15 protein-coding genes are annotated in these 17136 nt (G+C 40.9%); 7 read left to right on the top strand and 8 right to left on the bottom strand.

The window, feature by feature from the left end; translation table 11 throughout:
* The first annotated feature begins 184 nt into the window (after positions 1-184).
* The gene (locus H5187_RS08435; protein ID WP_182739896.1) at positions 185-1267 is read left to right on the top strand and encodes an energy transducer TonB; all 1083 of its coding nucleotides are present in this window, start codon (positions 185-187) and stop codon (positions 1265-1267) included.
* Positions 1268-1341: 74 nt separating this feature from the next.
* On the opposite strand, the gene H5187_RS08430 is transcribed toward H5187_RS08435, so the two are convergent.
* The 4 genes from H5187_RS08430 to H5187_RS08415 all read right to left on the bottom strand — a co-directional run bounded on the left by H5187_RS08430 (position 1342) and on the right by H5187_RS08415 (position 3483).
* A complete protein-coding gene (locus H5187_RS08430) occupies positions 1342-1794 on the bottom strand; it encodes a low molecular weight protein-tyrosine-phosphatase (protein ID WP_145240896.1) in 453 nt (150 codons plus the stop codon).
* Between the two features lie 72 nt (positions 1795-1866).
* Complete coding sequence (locus tag H5187_RS08425; protein ID WP_149981694.1) at positions 1867-2082, bottom strand: TIGR02450 family Trp-rich protein; 216 nt, start codon at positions 2080-2082, stop codon at positions 1867-1869.
* Between the two features lie 306 nt (positions 2083-2388).
* Positions 2389-2907 (bottom strand): hypothetical protein, encoded by a 519-nt coding sequence (locus tag H5187_RS08420; RefSeq protein WP_182718024.1) that lies wholly within the window; start codon positions 2905-2907, stop codon positions 2389-2391.
* A 69-nt stretch (positions 2908-2976) separates the two neighbouring features.
* Positions 2977-3483 carry a DUF3087 domain-containing protein gene (locus H5187_RS08415; protein ID WP_182739897.1) on the bottom strand — a complete coding sequence of 169 codons (507 nt, stop codon included), beginning with the start codon at positions 3481-3483 and terminating at the stop codon, positions 2977-2979.
* 152 nt (positions 3484-3635) lie between these two features.
* Here H5187_RS08415 and H5187_RS08410 point away from each other — a divergent pair, with 152 nt between their 5' ends.
* The 3 genes from H5187_RS08410 to H5187_RS08400 are packed head-to-tail and all read left to right on the top strand — an operon-like array spanning position 3636 to position 5465.
* Positions 3636-4274: an energy transducer TonB gene (locus H5187_RS08410; RefSeq protein WP_182759493.1), complete on the top strand. Its 639-nt coding sequence runs from the start codon at positions 3636-3638 to the stop codon at positions 4272-4274.
* 26 nt (positions 4275-4300) lie between these two features.
* Positions 4301-4852, top strand: a complete 552-nt coding sequence (locus tag H5187_RS08405) for an RNA polymerase sigma factor (RefSeq protein WP_182739898.1) — start codon at positions 4301-4303, stop codon at positions 4850-4852.
* Positions 4839-5465 carry a hypothetical protein gene (locus H5187_RS08400; RefSeq protein ID WP_182797715.1) on the top strand — a complete coding sequence of 209 codons (627 nt, stop codon included), beginning with the start codon at positions 4839-4841 and terminating at the stop codon, positions 5463-5465. The genes H5187_RS08405 and H5187_RS08400 overlap by 14 nt, the downstream gene beginning before the upstream one ends.
* 61 nt (positions 5466-5526) lie before the next feature.
* Here H5187_RS08400 and H5187_RS08395 read toward each other — a convergent pair whose 3' ends face one another.
* Positions 5527-7326 (bottom strand): P-loop NTPase fold protein, encoded by a 1800-nt coding sequence (locus tag H5187_RS08395; protein ID WP_310737090.1) that lies wholly within the window; start codon positions 7324-7326, stop codon positions 5527-5529.
* Between the two features lie 1365 nt (positions 7327-8691).
* Between H5187_RS08395 and H5187_RS08390 the strand changes: the two genes are divergently transcribed.
* On the top strand, positions 8692-9837 hold the full coding sequence (locus H5187_RS08390; protein WP_182797714.1) for a PQQ-dependent sugar dehydrogenase: 1146 nt from the start codon (positions 8692-8694) through the stop codon (positions 9835-9837).
* A 72-nt stretch (positions 9838-9909) separates the two neighbouring features.
* Here the strand turns inward: H5187_RS08390 and H5187_RS08385 are convergent, their stop codons facing one another.
* Positions 9910-11499, bottom strand: coding sequence for an RICIN domain-containing protein (locus tag H5187_RS08385; protein WP_259399683.1), 1590 nt, complete (start codon positions 11497-11499; stop codon positions 9910-9912).
* Positions 11500-11904: 405 nt separating this feature from the next.
* Between H5187_RS08385 and H5187_RS08380 the strand changes: the two genes are divergently transcribed.
* Positions 11905-12354: a carboxymuconolactone decarboxylase family protein gene (locus tag H5187_RS08380; protein ID WP_182718015.1), complete on the top strand. Its 450-nt coding sequence runs from the start codon at positions 11905-11907 to the stop codon at positions 12352-12354.
* 404 nt (positions 12355-12758) lie between these two features.
* On the top strand, positions 12759-13070 hold the full coding sequence (locus tag H5187_RS25180; protein ID WP_182761018.1) for a helix-turn-helix domain-containing protein: 312 nt from the start codon (positions 12759-12761) through the stop codon (positions 13068-13070).
* Between the two features lie 67 nt (positions 13071-13137).
* Here the strand turns inward: H5187_RS25180 and H5187_RS08370 are convergent, their stop codons facing one another.
* Together H5187_RS08370 and pbp4b are read right to left on the bottom strand one after the other, a co-directional pair.
* Entirely contained in the window at positions 13138-14514 is a 1377-nt protein-coding gene (locus H5187_RS08370) for a Na+/H+ antiporter NhaC family protein (protein ID WP_182718013.1), read from the bottom strand.
* Positions 14515-14664: 150 nt separating this feature from the next.
* On the bottom strand, positions 14665-17112 hold the full coding sequence (gene pbp4b / locus H5187_RS08365; RefSeq protein WP_182794680.1) for a penicillin binding protein PBP4B: 2448 nt from the start codon (positions 17110-17112) through the stop codon (positions 14665-14667).
* Positions 17113-17136: the final 24 nt, after the last annotated feature.

The following is a 17136-nucleotide window of genomic DNA, read 5'->3' as shown; positions in this document are numbered from 1 at the left end:
AATAATACAACACCGCAATGAGTAATAACTATATTGAGGCAGTTACTCGCAATTCAAGCATTGCCCTGCGCTAAATCGACAATTCCACCCCACCAAAAACAAAATTCTTACTCGATACTCTAAATCAATGACATAGTTGTACCTATTTGGTAGAATTTAATTAAACATAATAATAAGGAACATTATGAAAGCATCCTCTTTACTACTTTGTCTTGCCATCACCTATTCTGGTTATAGTCACGCCGATGAATCTATACATAGTCAATTTAAAATAGTTTACCAGCAATACCTTAATGCACAGCAACAAGGCAAAGGCGCAGAAGATAAAGCTGAACAAGCCTATTTGCTAGGTAAGCAAATCTATGGAGATAAATCAGATAACACTGCAAATTTAGCCATAAACTATGCTAATGAGCTTCATCAATACCCTGCAGAAAACAAACAAAAACGTTTTACCTTGTTTGAGCAGGCTTACACTATTTTAGCGGCTAATCATCCAACAAGTAGCATTGAACTCATCGATGCATTGCTTGGTATGGCAACCAATACTGATTCGGTAAATAGAGCCGACGCCCTATACAAACAAGTTATTGAAATCGCTGCAGTCCAAAAAGTCCCAAAATTAGTAGCAGATATGAAACTGGCTGCTGCACAAGGATTAGCGTATGGCTTTCAAGGGAAGAAATACAACCAAGCCAAACGTTACCTACTTGAGGCAGACGAGTTTTACAGCCAAAACTTACCTGAGAACTCAGTAGAGCGGATCAAAGCTGACTTTTTAGTTGCCGCTTTTGCAGAAGGTAAAAGACAATATTCTAAAGCGATTGAGCGTTTAAATCGAGTTGTAAGTGTATTTGATGATGCGCTTAGCTTCGATCATGAAACAGAGCTTAGCGCTCACTCTAAATTAGTTCACCTTTATGAAAAAACAGGTAAAAGTGACGAAGCGACCAAACATTGTTTAGCTATAGCTAAAATGGTGCCGTGGCAAGAAAACCAGCAACAAACCCCACTTTATCGTCAAGAACCTAACTACCCAGATAGTAAAGCAAGGTTTAGGCAAGATGGTTCAGTGCAAATGGAGTTTGACGTTAACACCGCTGGCTTTGTAAAAAATATCACCATCATTAAATCTGAAGGTGGTGAAGCATTTGAACAAGAAGCTATTAAAGCAATGGAAAAGTGGCGTTATGCCCCTAAGTTTGAAGACGGAAAAGCAGTGGTTGCAAAAGCTCAAGTGCAGCTAGACTTTAAAATTGGCAGGTAAATACACGTAATTACTAATAACATCAGTGTTTGTAATACTGTTTATAAACACGTTTTAAGCCCAGCATGACTGGGCTATTTTTGTAAGGTATCGAGTATTTTGTCACTGGCATCCTCGATTAAATCAAGTACCTGTTCAAAACCATTTTCGCCACCATAATAAGGGTCGGGGATCTCATCAACGCAGGTTCCATAAGCTAAAAATAACGACAGCTTATACTGCAAATGCGCCGGACAAAGTGCAGTTAGATCAGCTAAATTGGCTTTATCTGCAGCGAGGATCAAATCAAAGTACTCAAAGTCATGAGCGTTGACTTGTCGTGAACGTATCCCCTCAAAGCTATAGCCACGTTTAAGTGCCGCCGCTTGCGAGCGTTTATCGGGAGGATTACCAATGTGGTAGCCTGCGGTACCCGCTGAGTCAATTTCAAACTGTGATCCACGCTGTAATGCTTTAGCCTTTAACACCGCCTCCGCAGTCGGTGAGCGGCAAATATTACCTAAACAAACGATCAGTATTTTTTTCATGATTAAATTTCATCCACTAGCATCAACATGCATTCATAAGATACCAATAAAATTAAAACCTGCATACCAAGGTTACTTCCAACCTTGTAACCAGCGCTGTTGATCTTTTAAATCATGCCAATTTATTTCCATCGAACGCTTTGACATCACCGCTTCAATAACACAGCTGATAACAACGCCCTCTTCATCAAACTCCATATCGGTAATCATAAAATGCTTTTCTTTATTGACGGGTGAAACGGCCGTCCATTTACTGTTTAATAGTTTTCTGTGGTTAATTTTATTCATATGATTCCTATCTAACATCATTAAGCATTGATCATCGTGATACGTAAACACCACCCACTGCGTTTACATTTAACTGAATGAAATGTGATTTTACAGCTAACTAATCACAGCTGCATAGAGGTATAAGTCTGGCTCGACCATCAAGTGGGTTGTCTATTTTCAGGTAGTATTTACCAAGCAGGGTTGGAATTTGCGGTGCTAGTAAGAGGAATTAAATAACCAGTTACATCAGATGACTCACTATGTATTACAAGGTAGAGGTAGGCTTTAATTTATCACTAAAGCCTATATAAGCTAATGCAATTATTAAAATTCGTAACTAATACTCACGCCACCATCAGCGCGTTTTTCATTACTGTTGCTGCCTTCACCGTAGCCTAATTCAAAACGAACGCGCCAACCGCCTTCATTTAAACCACTAAAAAGGTAACTATAACTCACGCCTACACCGTTAGTCGTTTCTGTATCAAACATACCTGATAGTGCACAGCCAAAAATATTACCAAATGTCTCACCAATGTCTTTATCATCAGTATCCGAACACTCACGACCATCATCTTGTGCACCAATGGCGCCAACAACTAAGCCTAAAGCATGCTTTTTATCGCTCGTTAGCGCATGTTCAAACCCGACAGAAAAACCATCATCTAAGCCTATTTTATAGTTAGCATACCAGCGCTGTGTACCTTGTGCTGCTGATAATGATACCTCTGGTATAACAAAGTAAGGGTAGCCGCCACCGATTGAAAAATTAACATCGTTTGCATTAGATGAAAAAGTACAAATCGTTAGCAAAGCACCTAGGCAAAGCTTGTTTAATGTCATTAAAGTTCCTTTTAAGTTTTTTATTATAAAGCGAACGCTACTTTACACATTTTAGAAACAAAAAGGCAACTAAAATTGCTTCAAAATAACATCATCATAATCATCAACATTTAACGTCACATTAAACTTAGCCGCCACACTGTCAAGCTCAGCTTGCTTAATAGCTAATTCATCCATGGTGATAGTGTTATCGTCTAGTTGCCATAATAACCGCGAGCCAGCATAACTATAATGAATTGCTAACAATGCTTGAGGATTTCCCTCTCGCCCCGCCGCTTTTAATTTTGCCATTTTTCGGGTGATTTTATTCAATGCTTGTTTGAGATCCCACACATACACCACTTCGGTCATATATTCATGTGTGCGGTATTTATTCAGCGCCCAGCCAATTGTTAGGCTAGTAATAACTACACCTATTAAATTCCAATGAAAATGACTGCCACTTTCATCAGGGAATAACGCGATTAGTAGTTGTGAGATTGCTAAACTGCCAATAGCCAACGCCAAGCCGCAGCCGATAATAACGCGGTTTAAATGCTTACGATAACGAGCTTTATCAATTTGAATAAGTTGCATAACTGCCTAATAAAATAAAAACCAAAATTCACAGCCGCCATTGTAACCAATGCCCATAAGCAAACACGAAACTTTTTAAAAATATTTCACCCCTTTTTAATCTAGCGCACGTTTTAGTGATGAATACCACTTAACTTATCGAGGATTTGCTTATGCAAACAGTAGCTTTACCACACACTAATCATGCTTTAAAAACATCAACGGCCATTGTTGGCGGTGCAGCCATGACCTTTGCGGCATTTGCATTTATGCAGTACTTAATTAGTGGCGAGCAACGCGCGCCAAGCTTTATTGATGACAGCATCATTGTAGAAATATTCCAAGCACCAGAAGATTCTAAAGTGCAGCACAAGCAAACCTTGCCGCCGCCACCTAAAATGCAAACGCCGCCTAAAGTGCCGCCGCGTACACCGCCAAGTACTGATACTAATATAGTAACAACCGCAATAACGCCAGATATAAGTATTGATAAAATAGGTGGCGATATAAAAGCTAACTTACAGCGACCAACCGGTGATGCGACCCCCATAGTACGTATAAATCCTAAATACCCGCCCATTGCCGCACGAGAAGGCATTGAAGGCTGGGTACAATTAAGCTTTAATGTATCTCAAACCGGTGAAGTAATAGATGCACAAGTTACTGACGCAGAACCAAAACGCATTTTCGACCGTGAAGCACTACGGGCAATTAAACGCTGGAAATACCGCCCAAAAGTGATTGATGGCGTAGCACAAATGCAAACTGGGCAAAGTGTACAACTTGATTTTAAGTTAGACCAAACGCAATAAAAGCTCATTAACGGATAAGGGTGCCTATGCTTACAAGCTTAAAGTCATGGTTTATTAGTCAGCCCAGTAACGACTACTTGGCTGACTACGCAAAAAGTGGCGACAATCGCCACTTAACTAAACTCGTTACTTTGTTTGGCAACGATTTATATCATTACTTAGTCACGCAAAGTAATGAGCAACTCGCCTTTGATATAAGCCAACAAACATGGTTAAAAGTGATGGAAAAACGCCATTATTATCAACCGCAAGACAACCCGAAAGCCTGGTTGTTCCGCCTTGCCCGTAATGCGTTAATCGATGAGTTTCGCAAACAACAGCGTTTTGTAGAATTAGAAGACGATACTGCAATTGCAGCACCTAATACTCAGCAAAGCTTTGATTACGAAGTCTTTAACCACGCTTTAATGCAACTAAGCTTTGTACAACGCGAAGCGCTCAGCTTACAGCAAGAAGGCTTTTCGCTTGAAGACATACAACAGATCACCCAAAGCAATCATGAAACCGTAAAAACGCGGCTACGTTATGCAAAACAAAACTTAAAAACATTATTAGGAGGCTACCATGAACAAGCATAACGAACAGTTTGAGCAGCAACTTAACCAGCATTTTAGTGAGCGTAAAAAACGCCACACACTGACGCCAGAACAACAGGCATTGTTTACGCAAATGCCGAATCAAAAAGCTAATAAAAAGCCGACTCGATTTTTATTACCCCTGCAAATGACCGGCCTCGCCTGCGCTCTAGTAGTACTGGGCTTTACCGTGTTTAATACCACAGATAACACCACAGAACAACAACACACACTTAACAACACCTTTGCCGTACAGCAAAGCAGTTACCACTTTATAGAAGTACACCAAGTAGATAATGCGGGCAGTTATTCAAGTGAGATAACCCGCCAAAAACAACAACTCGATGACAAACTCGCCGCCGACCTGCGCCTACACCAACAACGCTATATAGAATACGGGCAATTAGTAAAAGTGGATAACGACTGGTACATCGCCAGCTGCCACAGCGAAGTACTCATTCAAATAAAAGACTCGCTATTGAATAACTTAAAAACCAAACACGCTATAGAGAGCAATATAATGAAAGGCGACATGCTCGCCATGGCCCACAACAGCCAAGGCCAGATCATAGCGCTTAAACATGCGGGAGATGGGGTAAAGATGTGTAGGGGGTGATTTTTACCACTGAGGGCACAGAGGCGCTGCGCTACACAGAGATTGTCAATTATCATGCTTATTAACTATCTCCCATATAATCTAACGGCGAAGATAGCTCTACAAAATCACGATAATGTTCTTTAGTAATTTGATCATATTTGTCTTTGATATAAATATAGTTTACCCAGGGGATTGTTACTTTTTGAGAAATTCCAGAAAGAATGTTAGCTAATTCCCTTTCAGCTTTTTCTAATTCAGAAATTCTGTCTTCAAAACCCGCATATAAGAAGTCAAAATCACTTTCAAAGCCATTAAAAATTTTACAAAAAATCTTTTCTATAAACTCAGATAATAATACTGGGTAGTTTCCCTTACAGTAATCATTTCTTTGATAGGTCATATTGCTAATATAGAATCTAGTAGTGTAAATTTCAGGGTCTATAAAATATAAAAGTTCAGTAGAAGCATAAATATCTAAAATTTGTCCCTCTAGGAACTCACTTAGACTAATTTTTCTAGGCTCACCTTTGTCATTTTTCCCTTCTCGTTTAAATCGTCCACTTATGATCTCTTCGTACAATGGATGATCTTTTTCATAGATACAGAACAAAGTAGCTAAAACAAGAATATCAACTTTTTTGCCGCTTGGTAAATTAGCAATAATTGCTGTAATACGCTCCGTAATTTGAATCGCAGCTCTCGCAGATACTTGAAAAGCATCTAATACAACTGAAATATTAGCGAACGCAGTTTCAGCTTTTTCAGTCTGAGGCAAGATTTGAATATTTCTGCTCTTGAGATATTCTGGATCAAACTTTGTTCTGTCAGCATGCACATTTAAAAAATCACTTAGTGCAGGTCGTTTTAAACTATAGCGGCTGTTAAAAAATCGACCTAAATATACCTTAGCATCAAACCCTTCTCCATAAACTGACTTAATTGTATGTTGGAGTTGCTCAGTATCTGTTGCCACAACAAATACGATACCTTTAACATCAAATATATGCTTTATAGTTTCGAGCATTTCCACAGCATAACTTGGGCGACAACGATCTAACTCATCGATAAAGACAAAAATAGGTAATTCTTTACCTTCCTGCTGCTCAAATTTACTGACCCAATCTGCTAGCTTAGACTTTATTACCTCGATGCTTTTACTTTTCGCTTCATGCTCTTTAATAAGGTTCTGAGCAAGAGCTTTAACTGCGGGTGAAAAAGCTGAGCTATTTTGTTTGCTAGATTCTACATTCTCAGTTTCTCCACCTTCATCATCTGAAAATAATAATGTATTTAACTCATTTAAATCGATACCAGTTATTTTTTTCGTTAACCCCTGTGCAATGGCGGGTGCAACCGCTTTAAATATCGACGCAGCTTTATTCGGAATAGTAATAGCGAAATTTGCCTGCGCACTAAGCTGCTTAATAATGCCAGCAATAACTGTTAGAAAAGGATCGTCTGAGTAATCTTGTTGCCAAGCATCGATATAAACAACCGGAAAGTTTTTGAGTTCCTGCGACCAGCGCTTGAGAAAATATGTTTTACCTGCGCCCCACTCGGCATTTAAGTTTAATACGTAGTTTCTCTTTTGCTCTTCTTGCGGCCTATTTTCGTCAAAACCTTCTTGAATTAATAATCTTGTGAGAAATGTTGCGTATCTAGCTCTATCTAACTTATCAGCGGAAAAGTACTCATCTATCTTACGATTTGGCGGTGTGCTCCAATCAAAGTCATTTATATCGGCCATCAAATTCCCTCTTAAATATATATTTTTTATATAGTGCCATACAAAGTCAGGTAAATATAATTCTTCAATAGATCTCATAGAAATGTACTGAGGAAGACCTTTTGTCTTGCCTTGAGCAAACTCTAATCTCACGTTTAACAACCTTCCCCCGTCATCACGCCCTGAAAATAAGTAATTGATGAGTAATATCGCGCATGGCAGGATTTTGTTCCCGACAAATCCTAAGTACCTACATCCATGTAGGCAATGCGCGATAACGCGAAACTAGGCCATGGGTGAAAAGCGCAGCTTTGAACGAGAGGCCATGGATGGCCGAACTGGGGAGCGTACAAGGATGTGTAAGTTGGCCTATCTTCGCCGTTTACGTTCACATCAATTACGCATTGAAGGATTAAGCGTGATGCTCGGGGCGCCGAGGGGTTCCAAGGGGCGACCGGCGGCAGCCGCCCCTTGGTTGCTGCCAGCAATCTGGCAAAAAACATTGAATAAGGTTTCTTTAAACAGTTAGCGAGTTTGAAAGCGACAAGTTAGCAAGCAATGACCAAAAGTTACACGCGCCAGCAAGCTCAGCGCCTACGGTGGTTAACCCTTACATTGGAGTTAAACCCTTCGTGGCTGAAGCCATCTCCTACAACCAATATTTAAGCTCTGTGCAGCGAAGCGCCTCTGTGCTCTCGGTGGTGAACTTATCACTGGTGTTAAACCCTTCGTGGCTAAAGCCATCTCCTACATCCACTATTTAACCTCTGTGTAGCGAAGCGCCTCTGTGCTCTCGGTGGTGATATTCACTTTCTCGCCCTAAAGGGCGACCTACAATTTAAACGCCCCCATTGGTTTTATCGTTGCACTTTAGCCAACCAAACCTCGCGCGCCAGCAAGCTTAGCGCCTACGGTGGTTAACTTATCACTGCTGTTAAACCCTTCGTGGCTAAAGCCATCTCCTACATCCACTATTTAACCTCTGTGCAGCGCGAAGCGCCTCTGTGCTTTCGGTGGTGAAATTCACTTTTTCGCCCTAAAGGGCGACCTACAATTTAAACGTCCCCATTGGTTTTATCGTTGCACTTTAGCCAACCAAACCTCGCGCGCCAGCAAGCTTGGCGCCTACGCAGGTTAACTTATCACTGCTGTTAAACCCTTCGTGGCTAAAGCCTGCTCCTACTTCCAATATTTAACCTCTGTGCAGCGCGAAGCGCCTTTGTGCTCTCGGTGGTGATATTCACTTTTTCGCCCTAAAGGACGACCTACAATATAAAGTGGCTAGGTTCTAGGAAGTGACTAGGTACTAGGATTGTGCCGTAGCTCGTCGCCCGCCGCACGAAGCCATCATTTTTTATTCGTAGCTTAAGCTATCTCCTACGACGAAACTTGAAACAGCAATAACTCGACTTTTATCCCGCTTTTTCTACTAATAGTCGCACTTTAGTAAATGTTAATAACAATTAAACTATTAACACGCTACTCTATTTACATCGTGTTTAAAAAATTGGAGTCATCATGAAGACGTCTTTTTACACCAGTTTAGCTATTGCTATGGTCAGTTTATCTACCTTGCAGGCGTGTGTGCAGCAAGCGGAACAAGAAATCTCTGTCGCTAAAAGCGCTGATAAGTATCAGCTTGAATTAGTTGCTCAAGGGGTAAATATTCCTTGGGGAATGGCGTGGCTTAACGAGCAAGATTTATTAGTAACAGACCGCGCTGGTGAGCTTAGGCTAATTCGTAATGGCAAACTGCTAGAACAAAAAATTGCAGGGCTGCCTAACATGCATGCGGAAGGTCAAGGCGGCTTATTAGATATCGAGCTTGATCCTAACTTTAAAGACAATGGCTGGATCTACTTTTCTTACTCAGGCTATGAAGGTGATGAAGAGGGTTATAATACCTCAATCATGCGTGCTAAGTTAAAAGACATGACGCTAACCGATACACAGTTGTTGTTTGATGGTGCGCCAAACACTACAACCACCAAACATTACGGCTCACGGATTGAATTTGATAAAGACGGTTACTTATATTTTTCGATTGGTGATCGCGGCGCGCGTGATGTTCACCCACAAAGCCTAGAGTACGATGCGGGTAAAATTCACCGTATTAATAGCGATGGCTCAATCCCTGAATCAAACCCATTTGTAAACCAGCCAAATGCACGTAAGAGCATTTACTCTTACGGCCACAGGAATCCACAAGGCATGGCAATGCACCCAGAAACGGGCATCATTTGGAGTCATGAACATGGCCCTCGCGGCGGTGATGAAATCAATATTATTAAAGCAGGCGCTAACTACGGTTGGCCAGAAGTAACTCACGGCATTAATTACATTGGTACCAAAATTACTGATGAAACAAGCCGCGAAGGTATGCAACAACCCGATTGGGTGTGGGTGCCCTCTATCGCGCCTTCTGGGATGGAGTTTGTTACAAGTAGCAAATACCCGCAGTGGCAAGGTCATGTGCTTGTTGGCGCTATGAAGTTTGCACACTTAGTATTGGTTGAACTTGATGGTAATAAAGTAACGGGTCACAGCAAGCTATTTGAAGGTGCTGGCCGCGTGCGCAGTATTGCAACCCACCCTAATGGCGATTTATATCTGGGTATTGATGGTATGGGAATTTACCGCATCGTGCCTGATGGTAAAATCTAACGCGTAATACAAGCAATGTGATGAAGCCCTCTAAATTGAGGGCTTTTTGCATTTTTAGGTGGTTTGGGTGTATTACTGCGGCCCTGTACCGCCATCAACTTGACTGCCTAAGCTATTGGCATTGTCTAAACTGTATGGGTATAACTGAATATCGTTAAAGATGTTAGCGCCATTGTCGCGATATTGATCGGTTGCTGACACACCAGTATACACATTTCCTGACGCGCTAAAGTAGCCTGAGCCTTGGTTCCAATGTGGTTTTGCACTGTTTTCAAAGTAATTGTTTTCTACTAATACTTCAGCGCCATTACCTGCACTAATTGCAAAATAAGTAATGTTTTTCCAATAGTTATTAAACATATGAACGCGTGAATTGTAGCCGTCTACTTTAGGGTTGCGCCCTGCCGCTGTATCCCAAAAGTTATGATGTGCCGTTATTTGGGAGTTTTTGAATAAATGCGTATACCAATGCTGGTTAGCACACACTTGCGTATTATAACCATAAAAGCGGTTCCAGCTTAAAGTGACATTTTGGCTATTGCCAATATCAATATAACCGTCACTAATTTTATTAAACGCCATATGATCAATCCAGATGTGGCTACTGTCATCAACAGAAATAGCATCACCGGCTTCAACTAATGCAGGGTTAATATCTTCAAGTAAAATATTACGTATGATGATATTACGATCATTACTGATCACTAAGCTTGCGCCGATGATTTTTGAGTTTTTCCCTAATCCTTCAAGGGTTTTATTTGAGCGAACACGAAGACGAGAGTCATTACGTGTAACGTTAACCGTGTTGTTGGAGCTGCTACCTAATTCACTACAACTTTGGTTACCAACCGGTAAGCGATACCAGGTTTTACCGTAATCGCCCCATGTGCCACAATCGAGTGGACATGCTGCAACAGTTCGGTTTGCCGTATGGCAGTTAATCGTTGTATTGTTAGGAACTTGAATAACCGCAGTTGATATTGAGTTTAATGCGGCTGTTAACGCACTGCAGCTAGTTACAATAGTAGGAGATACATTACCGCCGCCGGTTGTAGTTGCAAGGCCATCATTACCTGGTTGTGCTGCAAAACCAATTAAACCAGCTGTTGTTTGACCGCCACCACTACTGCTACCACAACTACCTGAAACAGGGTTGATATACCAGCGCTGTGAACTGCCACCCGCATCATCATTTTGATACACATTGGCACCGTTTTGCGAACCCGCCACAGTTAATGACTTTTGCGTAAGTTTATTAACAATATTAAAGCCACCCGATGAAGACACCTTCAGCTGCCAGCGCTGATTATCACCTTGCCAATCGTCATACACCACAATATTAGCGCCATTAGACTGTGACGAATTGAGTACATCAAGTACTTGGTTATTATGTTGCGAACGAATAGTCCAGTAACCATCACTGCCTTTAGTGAAAGCAAACTTCTGGTTTGCACCACCCCAATATTGATAGCTAATTACATCCGGTGCGCCACTAGTATCAGACGTATTTACATCTAATGCCAAGCTAGAGCCACGGTTAATTACAGAGTAAATCCCACCTGAGGTGGGCATAGTTGTACAATTTTCTGCCAATGTAGCAAAGCTACAAGTAGATAACAGAAGTAAAAACAAAGTCTTTTTCCGTTGTATCAGTGTTGTCATAACGCTCATTCTTTTGCTCCAATTTATGCCATTCCTTGAATGGTGTTTTGTAAAATGCGAATCCTGCACTTAAGTACAAACGGTTAATAATTATCGTTTGCGCACTTATATTAGGATCATTTATATTACAAATAAAGTTGATTGTTAAATAAAAGTAAATTAACGTCATTGTCGATGTGAGCTTTTTAAAGCTTAAGAGCTAAATTAGTATTGAAATTCGCTAATTTTAGGGTGTAAATATAATATATCAGCGACTTATACCGTTTTATTATTGTGTAATAGTATGATAAGTCTTTAGCGAGGTACGACTACACTAAAAACAAATCAAAAAGTCGTTTTTTTACAATTCTTTTTATTTATCCGTCAATAAACTAGCTAGTAGTTATTTATCGATTTGGAACTATTATGAAAAGAGCGAATTACTTTAATATCGAACCCGAGTTAATGACCTACTTGATTGATCAAGAAGTACTGATCAAACAGAAAGTCGAGGCTACCTTTGGAGTGACAATTTGGGAGCTGCTAAAACTAAGAGCGTCACAGTTAAACCAATGCGCGTATTGTTTAGCCATGCATAGCAAACAAGCACTGGAGTATGGCGAGAGCATTAACCGCATTATTGCCCTCAATGCGTGGCAAGACACGCCACTTTATAACGATAAAGAACGTGCTGCATTAGCGCTTTGCGAGAAGTTGACTTTGTCACAGAACATTGATGATGACTTTTACCAAACACTTTCAGCATTATTTGATCAATCAAGTTTAGTTACCCTCACCGTAGCAATTAATGCTATAAATAGCTGGAATCGTATGGTGAAAATGTTTAAACCGACAGTCGAGTTTAATGAACGATAAACTATTTACAGCCCAACGGGCGATATCGCTGATTATGTACAAGCAGTTTGGTTTGCAAGCGCCCAATCTTCAGGGGAGAGTTGGCTCCCCTGCGATGGCGCAAAAGGCGTTATATTTTTGCTATCTGGGCGTCTTAATTTAGCTGGAAAACCATTAAATTCCCCTATTTCATGCAAACCATATCAACACAGTCAGCAAAAATAACGTTTACTGCTGACTCCGTTTTTTGTGGGATCCGGTTTAAACCCGCTGGACTTGCCCATTTACAAAAGGTAAATCATTCGCTTGTGGCGCCTGCAACCTTAACAGGTTTAGCACAGGCGCTTGACCAATATGCTAACTTAGATTCGTTTATTGATTTGTTGTCGGCGCACCTCAATGCACCAAAAATACACCATTAGGCTATTGAGCACACACAAAAACTGATCCATAAAATAATCAATCTTACCCCACTAAGTACTGCTTACGAGCACCCCCCTAAAGGTAAGCGGCAATTAGAGCGCTACGTTAAAAACACCTGTGGCATCACTGCCAAACACCTAGCACGTATTTACAGAGTCAGGCAAGCCAGACAACTTATAAAAGCAAACCCACAGCTAAGCTTGGCACAACTCGCCCTTGAGTGCGGGTTTTCCGATCAATCTCACCTAAACAATGAGTTCAACGCTATTTTACAAATACCCCCTGCCAAATATAAAAAGTTAATTCAGCAATAAAAAAGCCTGCAAATTTGCAGGCTTTTCGCTGACTAGCTAACTTTACTCTCGCAAGCTCGCTAACTCTTTACAACACAATAATGCTCGTAACTAGGTAAGCAACAAACGTTAAGCCACCCGCGAATAATGCATACGGCATTTGCGTTTTAACGTGAGTAAGTAAGTCACAGCCTGAGGCAATTGCCGACACCGCACTGGTATCTGATATTGGCGAGCAATGATCGCCAAATACGCCGCCCCCTAAAATTGCCGCAATCACTAATGACGGCGGTAAACCAAGCGCTTGAATTAATGGCACACCAATCGGGATAAGTATTGCAAATGTACCCCATGAGGTGCCTGTTGTGAAAGAGATCACCGCACCGGTTACAAACAACACTGGTACGACTAAGTAAATAGGTAAGTAATCACCCACTAAGCCCGCAACAAAAGTGCCAGTACCTAAATCTTTTAAACTGGCGCCGAGAGTCAATGATAGTAATACAATCGCGACTAAGGGTAATAACTCACCCATGCCTTTAAAGCCAATATCAACCAGTTTATGGTGAGTAAATTGACGAGAGCTTACCATTAATAAGTAGGCGACAACGCAAGCTAAAATAGTTGCATACAATACCGACTTAGAGCCACTGCCGCTGGCAATATCACCATTACCTGACCAATACATAAAGCCGACCATACTACCAATTAATGTAATTAGTGGTACTAACATGTAACGTGCTTTAGTCCCTTTGACTTCTTCTTGCAGCTCAGTTTTTTGATATTCCACTTGCTCTTCAGCCTTTTTAAGCGGGCCGTGCACTTTATCAAACGAGATTGTGTAAAACACAATGAGTAAGGTGATGATGGCGTAAAAGTTATAGCCTATGCTGCCCCATAACACCGAGACTGCCGACTCTGACAGTTCATAATTACCAAGCAAGCCAAGTATGTATGCCCCCCAACCATTAAGTAAAATCAAAATACACACAGGAGCACTGGTACTATCAATAATGTATGCTAAGCGAGCACGGCTCATTTTAAATTTATCGAATAAACCCCGCGATAAAATACCCGCAGTCAGTACACTTAAGTTAGATTCTATAAACACCGCAATACCTGAAAACATGGTTAAATAACCCACTTGGCGTTTGCTCTTTGCCACACCTTTGTTCATCAACACATTTACCGTTGCAGCAACACCGCCCGATTCGCGTATGTAAGCAAGTAATGCACCGATTAAGATACTAAAAATTAGGATACGACTATTACCTGGCGAACTTGCTACGCTCACCACGCGCTCTATGGTATTTATAAATGTATTAAAAAGTGTATTACCGTTACCTTGCAAGGCCAGCAAAAACTCTGAAGAAGCAACAGCGACAAGTAGCGCCATAATGACTTCTTTGCGCCAAAATACGATCAAAATCGCAATTAGTGGCGGTAAAATTGAATACCAAGACATACTGTAACCTTTTTTGTGGTGAGTCTATGACTCACTCTAATTATTATCAGGCCTTTGTTGTAAAGGCTGGAACAAACTCATTAGCTTAATCTGTTCGTCAATAAACACAACTTAAATCGATTAGCGATAAGCTGAACACTGCCATTTAGATCAATGCTTATTTAATATTGCTTCATAAATTAGCGAAACAATTGAGCCATATTTACCGGTTTCAAACTTTCTCCCCATAAATTCATAATCTGTTTCATTCCCTTCAATCGGGGTATGGCGAGCATTGCTAAGCAAAATTATCGCCAAGTCATAAGCGGGATCAATCACAGTAACCGTGCCCGTCCAGCCAGTGTGACCATACGCTTGTGGGCTCGCGTACGGGCCAAAATGCCATTGTAAAGCACCGTTACCGGCACGACGCCAACCTAAACCATAACTTTCATCGCTGGCTTGCGGGGCAATGAATTGCTCTAATACTTGCGGGGTAAATATTTGCTTATCACCATAGCCACCGCGATTCAGCAATAACTGCGCAAGCACAGCTAAGTCTTGACCTGTACTAAAAAGTCCTGCGTGACCTGCGACCCCACCTAAGGCATAAAATGCTTTTTCGTCATGTACTTGTCCTTGTAAAACGTCGGTACGAACATTATCAAAGCTGATCCGTCCGTCACGAGTGTTTCCCATTAACTCAGTGGCAGCTATTTGGTTTTTTATAAAGCCCTTTTGCAATGGATTATAAACGGTGTGGGTTAAACCAAGCGGTTGATAAATTTGCCCTTCAACATAATTATCCAGCGACTGCCCGGAAAGTCGCTCCACTAATACACCGAGTAACATGTAATCAATATCTGAATATAAATGTTTAACGCTACGACCCGCAACAAATGGCACGCCTGTCAGTAATAAGTTTTTAGTACGTAAGCTATTTTGTGAAAAGAATCGCTCACCAAACTTATTATCTTTACGATGAAAATCAACTACCGCTGGATAACCTGCACTGTGGGTCAGTAAATCTTTGACTAACCGCTGCTCACGGCCCGCCCCACGAAACTCAGGTAAGTAATAAAATAGCGGTTTTTCTACATCAACTTTACCTTCACTGGCTAATTTCATTAACGCTAAATTTGTGGCAAACATTTTTGAATTAGAGGCAATATCAAATAATGTATCGCTTTTCATCTGCTGTGGCTGCTCTAATAATGAGCCATCAGCAAGGTATTTTTTAGCATCTCCATAGTGGCTTAATTTAATTAACTTACCATCTTTGATCACTGCCAGTACGGCACCGGGAAATCCTGCCGCGACTTCTTCGTTGATCAATTTATCCACGTTATTAAACTGCACTGACTTTACGGGCTTAGTTACTAAAGTTGGGTAAGAAAAACGTAATGTTAAACTTGCTCCTTCAGGCTGCACATTTTCAACCTTGAACGTATTTGTGCCGTTGTGAGTCCGTTTAGATAAGCTGTATTTGTAGCTATTATTTGCCATAAGTGGCTGAGCAATATTTATTTTTTCACCATTGATAAAAATATCCGCGCTCGTTGCGGTGTTATTTTCAATGATAATTTCGCCTCGGCCTTTATAAGCTTTAAACGTGCCACGGTTATTAACTAGTGTCCGAGAACTTGGATTAGGATTTGGTACCTGCAACACAACCTGCGCATTTGCTAAAGGCTTAATAATCGGTTCTGGGGCAAGTTGCTGTTGTTGATATTGCAACATTAACTTAGCTGCTTTTTTCGGAAAGTACTTCTGCATCAAAGCAAACAATACCGCAGCGCTGCGCGCATCTGCATTACCGCTTACATGCCAAGGTAAAAAGTGCATTTGAAAGGCACTTAATGTATCAAGGGTTTGTGGATCAAGTTGATTAGTCACGTGTACATCATAACCATAACCACGTAACGCTTTTTGCATTAAACTAATGGATGGTTTAACTAAATTAAATTGCTGCCAATATTTATCAACCGTGTCACTGTCATACCATGCACCAATACCAGCTTGGTACAATTGATACCATGGAAAGCGCGGACCTGGATCGTTTTTTCGTGTAGGCGCTATATCGGAGTGCCCTACAACTTGAGTTGGGCCAATATCAGGGTTACGGGCTAAAATACCTTTACTGAGCTCAATCAATAACGCTATTTGTTTAGCGTCAAAATCGGGGAAAATACACAGTTTTGAGGCGTCATTTTCCATTTGCTCATCAGGTTTAACTTCGGGATAGTGACAGCTTGGTACGTTAACAATTTCGATACCAATTGATTGATCATTTAAATCTTCACGGCCTTGCCAAAAGCTTGTCCCGGCATGCCACGCCCTATCATGTTCATCAACTAGTTGAATTACTTTTAATTCATCCTCAGGGTAGCTAGGATCATTTAACTCTGGTAATAAATAATGAGCACTTAAACCACCTTCATCGACTAAAGCACGCATCGATTTTTCAAAATCAATAGCGGTGTAATGCATGACTAAAAACTTAACACGATGACTGTAATTGGCAGATTGTGTAAACTCGTAAGGTGTTGAAGCGCAACTAGTCAAAAGTGCGGCAGTTGTAACTAAACAAAGTTTTTTAAACCAAGATAAAAACGTCATAGCCTTCTCATTGCTGATCAAAGT

The organism is Pseudoalteromonas sp. SG44-1 (genome assembly GCF_014164315.1).
Classification (GTDB): Bacteria; Pseudomonadota; Gammaproteobacteria; order Enterobacterales; family Alteromonadaceae; genus Pseudoalteromonas; species Pseudoalteromonas rhizosphaerae.
The sequence above is the reverse complement of the archived record's forward strand: the minus strand, read 5'-3'. Positions and strand labels throughout refer to the sequence as shown.

Coding starts and splice junctions, on each gene's coding strand:
- H5187_RS08435 (WP_182739896.1), top strand. CDS start 185: ATGAAAGCATCCTCTTTACTACTTTGTCTTGCCATCACCTATTCTGGT.
- H5187_RS08430 (WP_145240896.1), bottom strand. CDS start 1,794: ATGAAAAAAATACTGATCGTTTGTTTAGGTAATATTTGCCGCTCACCG.
- H5187_RS08425 (WP_149981694.1), bottom strand. CDS start 2,082: ATGAATAAAATTAACCACAGAAAACTATTAAACAGTAAATGGACGGCC.
- H5187_RS08420 (WP_182718024.1), bottom strand. CDS start 2,907: ATGACATTAAACAAGCTTTGCCTAGGTGCTTTGCTAACGATTTGTACT.
- H5187_RS08415 (WP_182739897.1), bottom strand. CDS start 3,483: ATGCAACTTATTCAAATTGATAAAGCTCGTTATCGTAAGCATTTAAAC.
- H5187_RS08410 (WP_182759493.1), top strand. CDS start 3,636: ATGCAAACAGTAGCTTTACCACACACTAATCATGCTTTAAAAACATCA.
- H5187_RS08405 (WP_182739898.1), top strand. CDS start 4,301: ATGCTTACAAGCTTAAAGTCATGGTTTATTAGTCAGCCCAGTAACGAC.
- H5187_RS08400 (WP_182797715.1), top strand. CDS start 4,839: ATGAACAAGCATAACGAACAGTTTGAGCAGCAACTTAACCAGCATTTT.
- H5187_RS08390 (WP_182797714.1), top strand. CDS start 8,692: ATGAAGACGTCTTTTTACACCAGTTTAGCTATTGCTATGGTCAGTTTA.
- H5187_RS08385 (WP_259399683.1), bottom strand. CDS start 11,499: ATGACAACACTGATACAACGGAAAAAGACTTTGTTTTTACTTCTGTTA.
- H5187_RS08380 (WP_182718015.1), top strand. CDS start 11,905: ATGAAAAGAGCGAATTACTTTAATATCGAACCCGAGTTAATGACCTAC.
- H5187_RS08370 (WP_182718013.1), bottom strand. CDS start 14,514: ATGTCTTGGTATTCAATTTTACCGCCACTAATTGCGATTTTGATCGTA.
- pbp4b (WP_182794680.1), bottom strand. CDS start 17,112: ATGACGTTTTTATCTTGGTTTAAAAAACTTTGTTTAGTTACAACTGCC.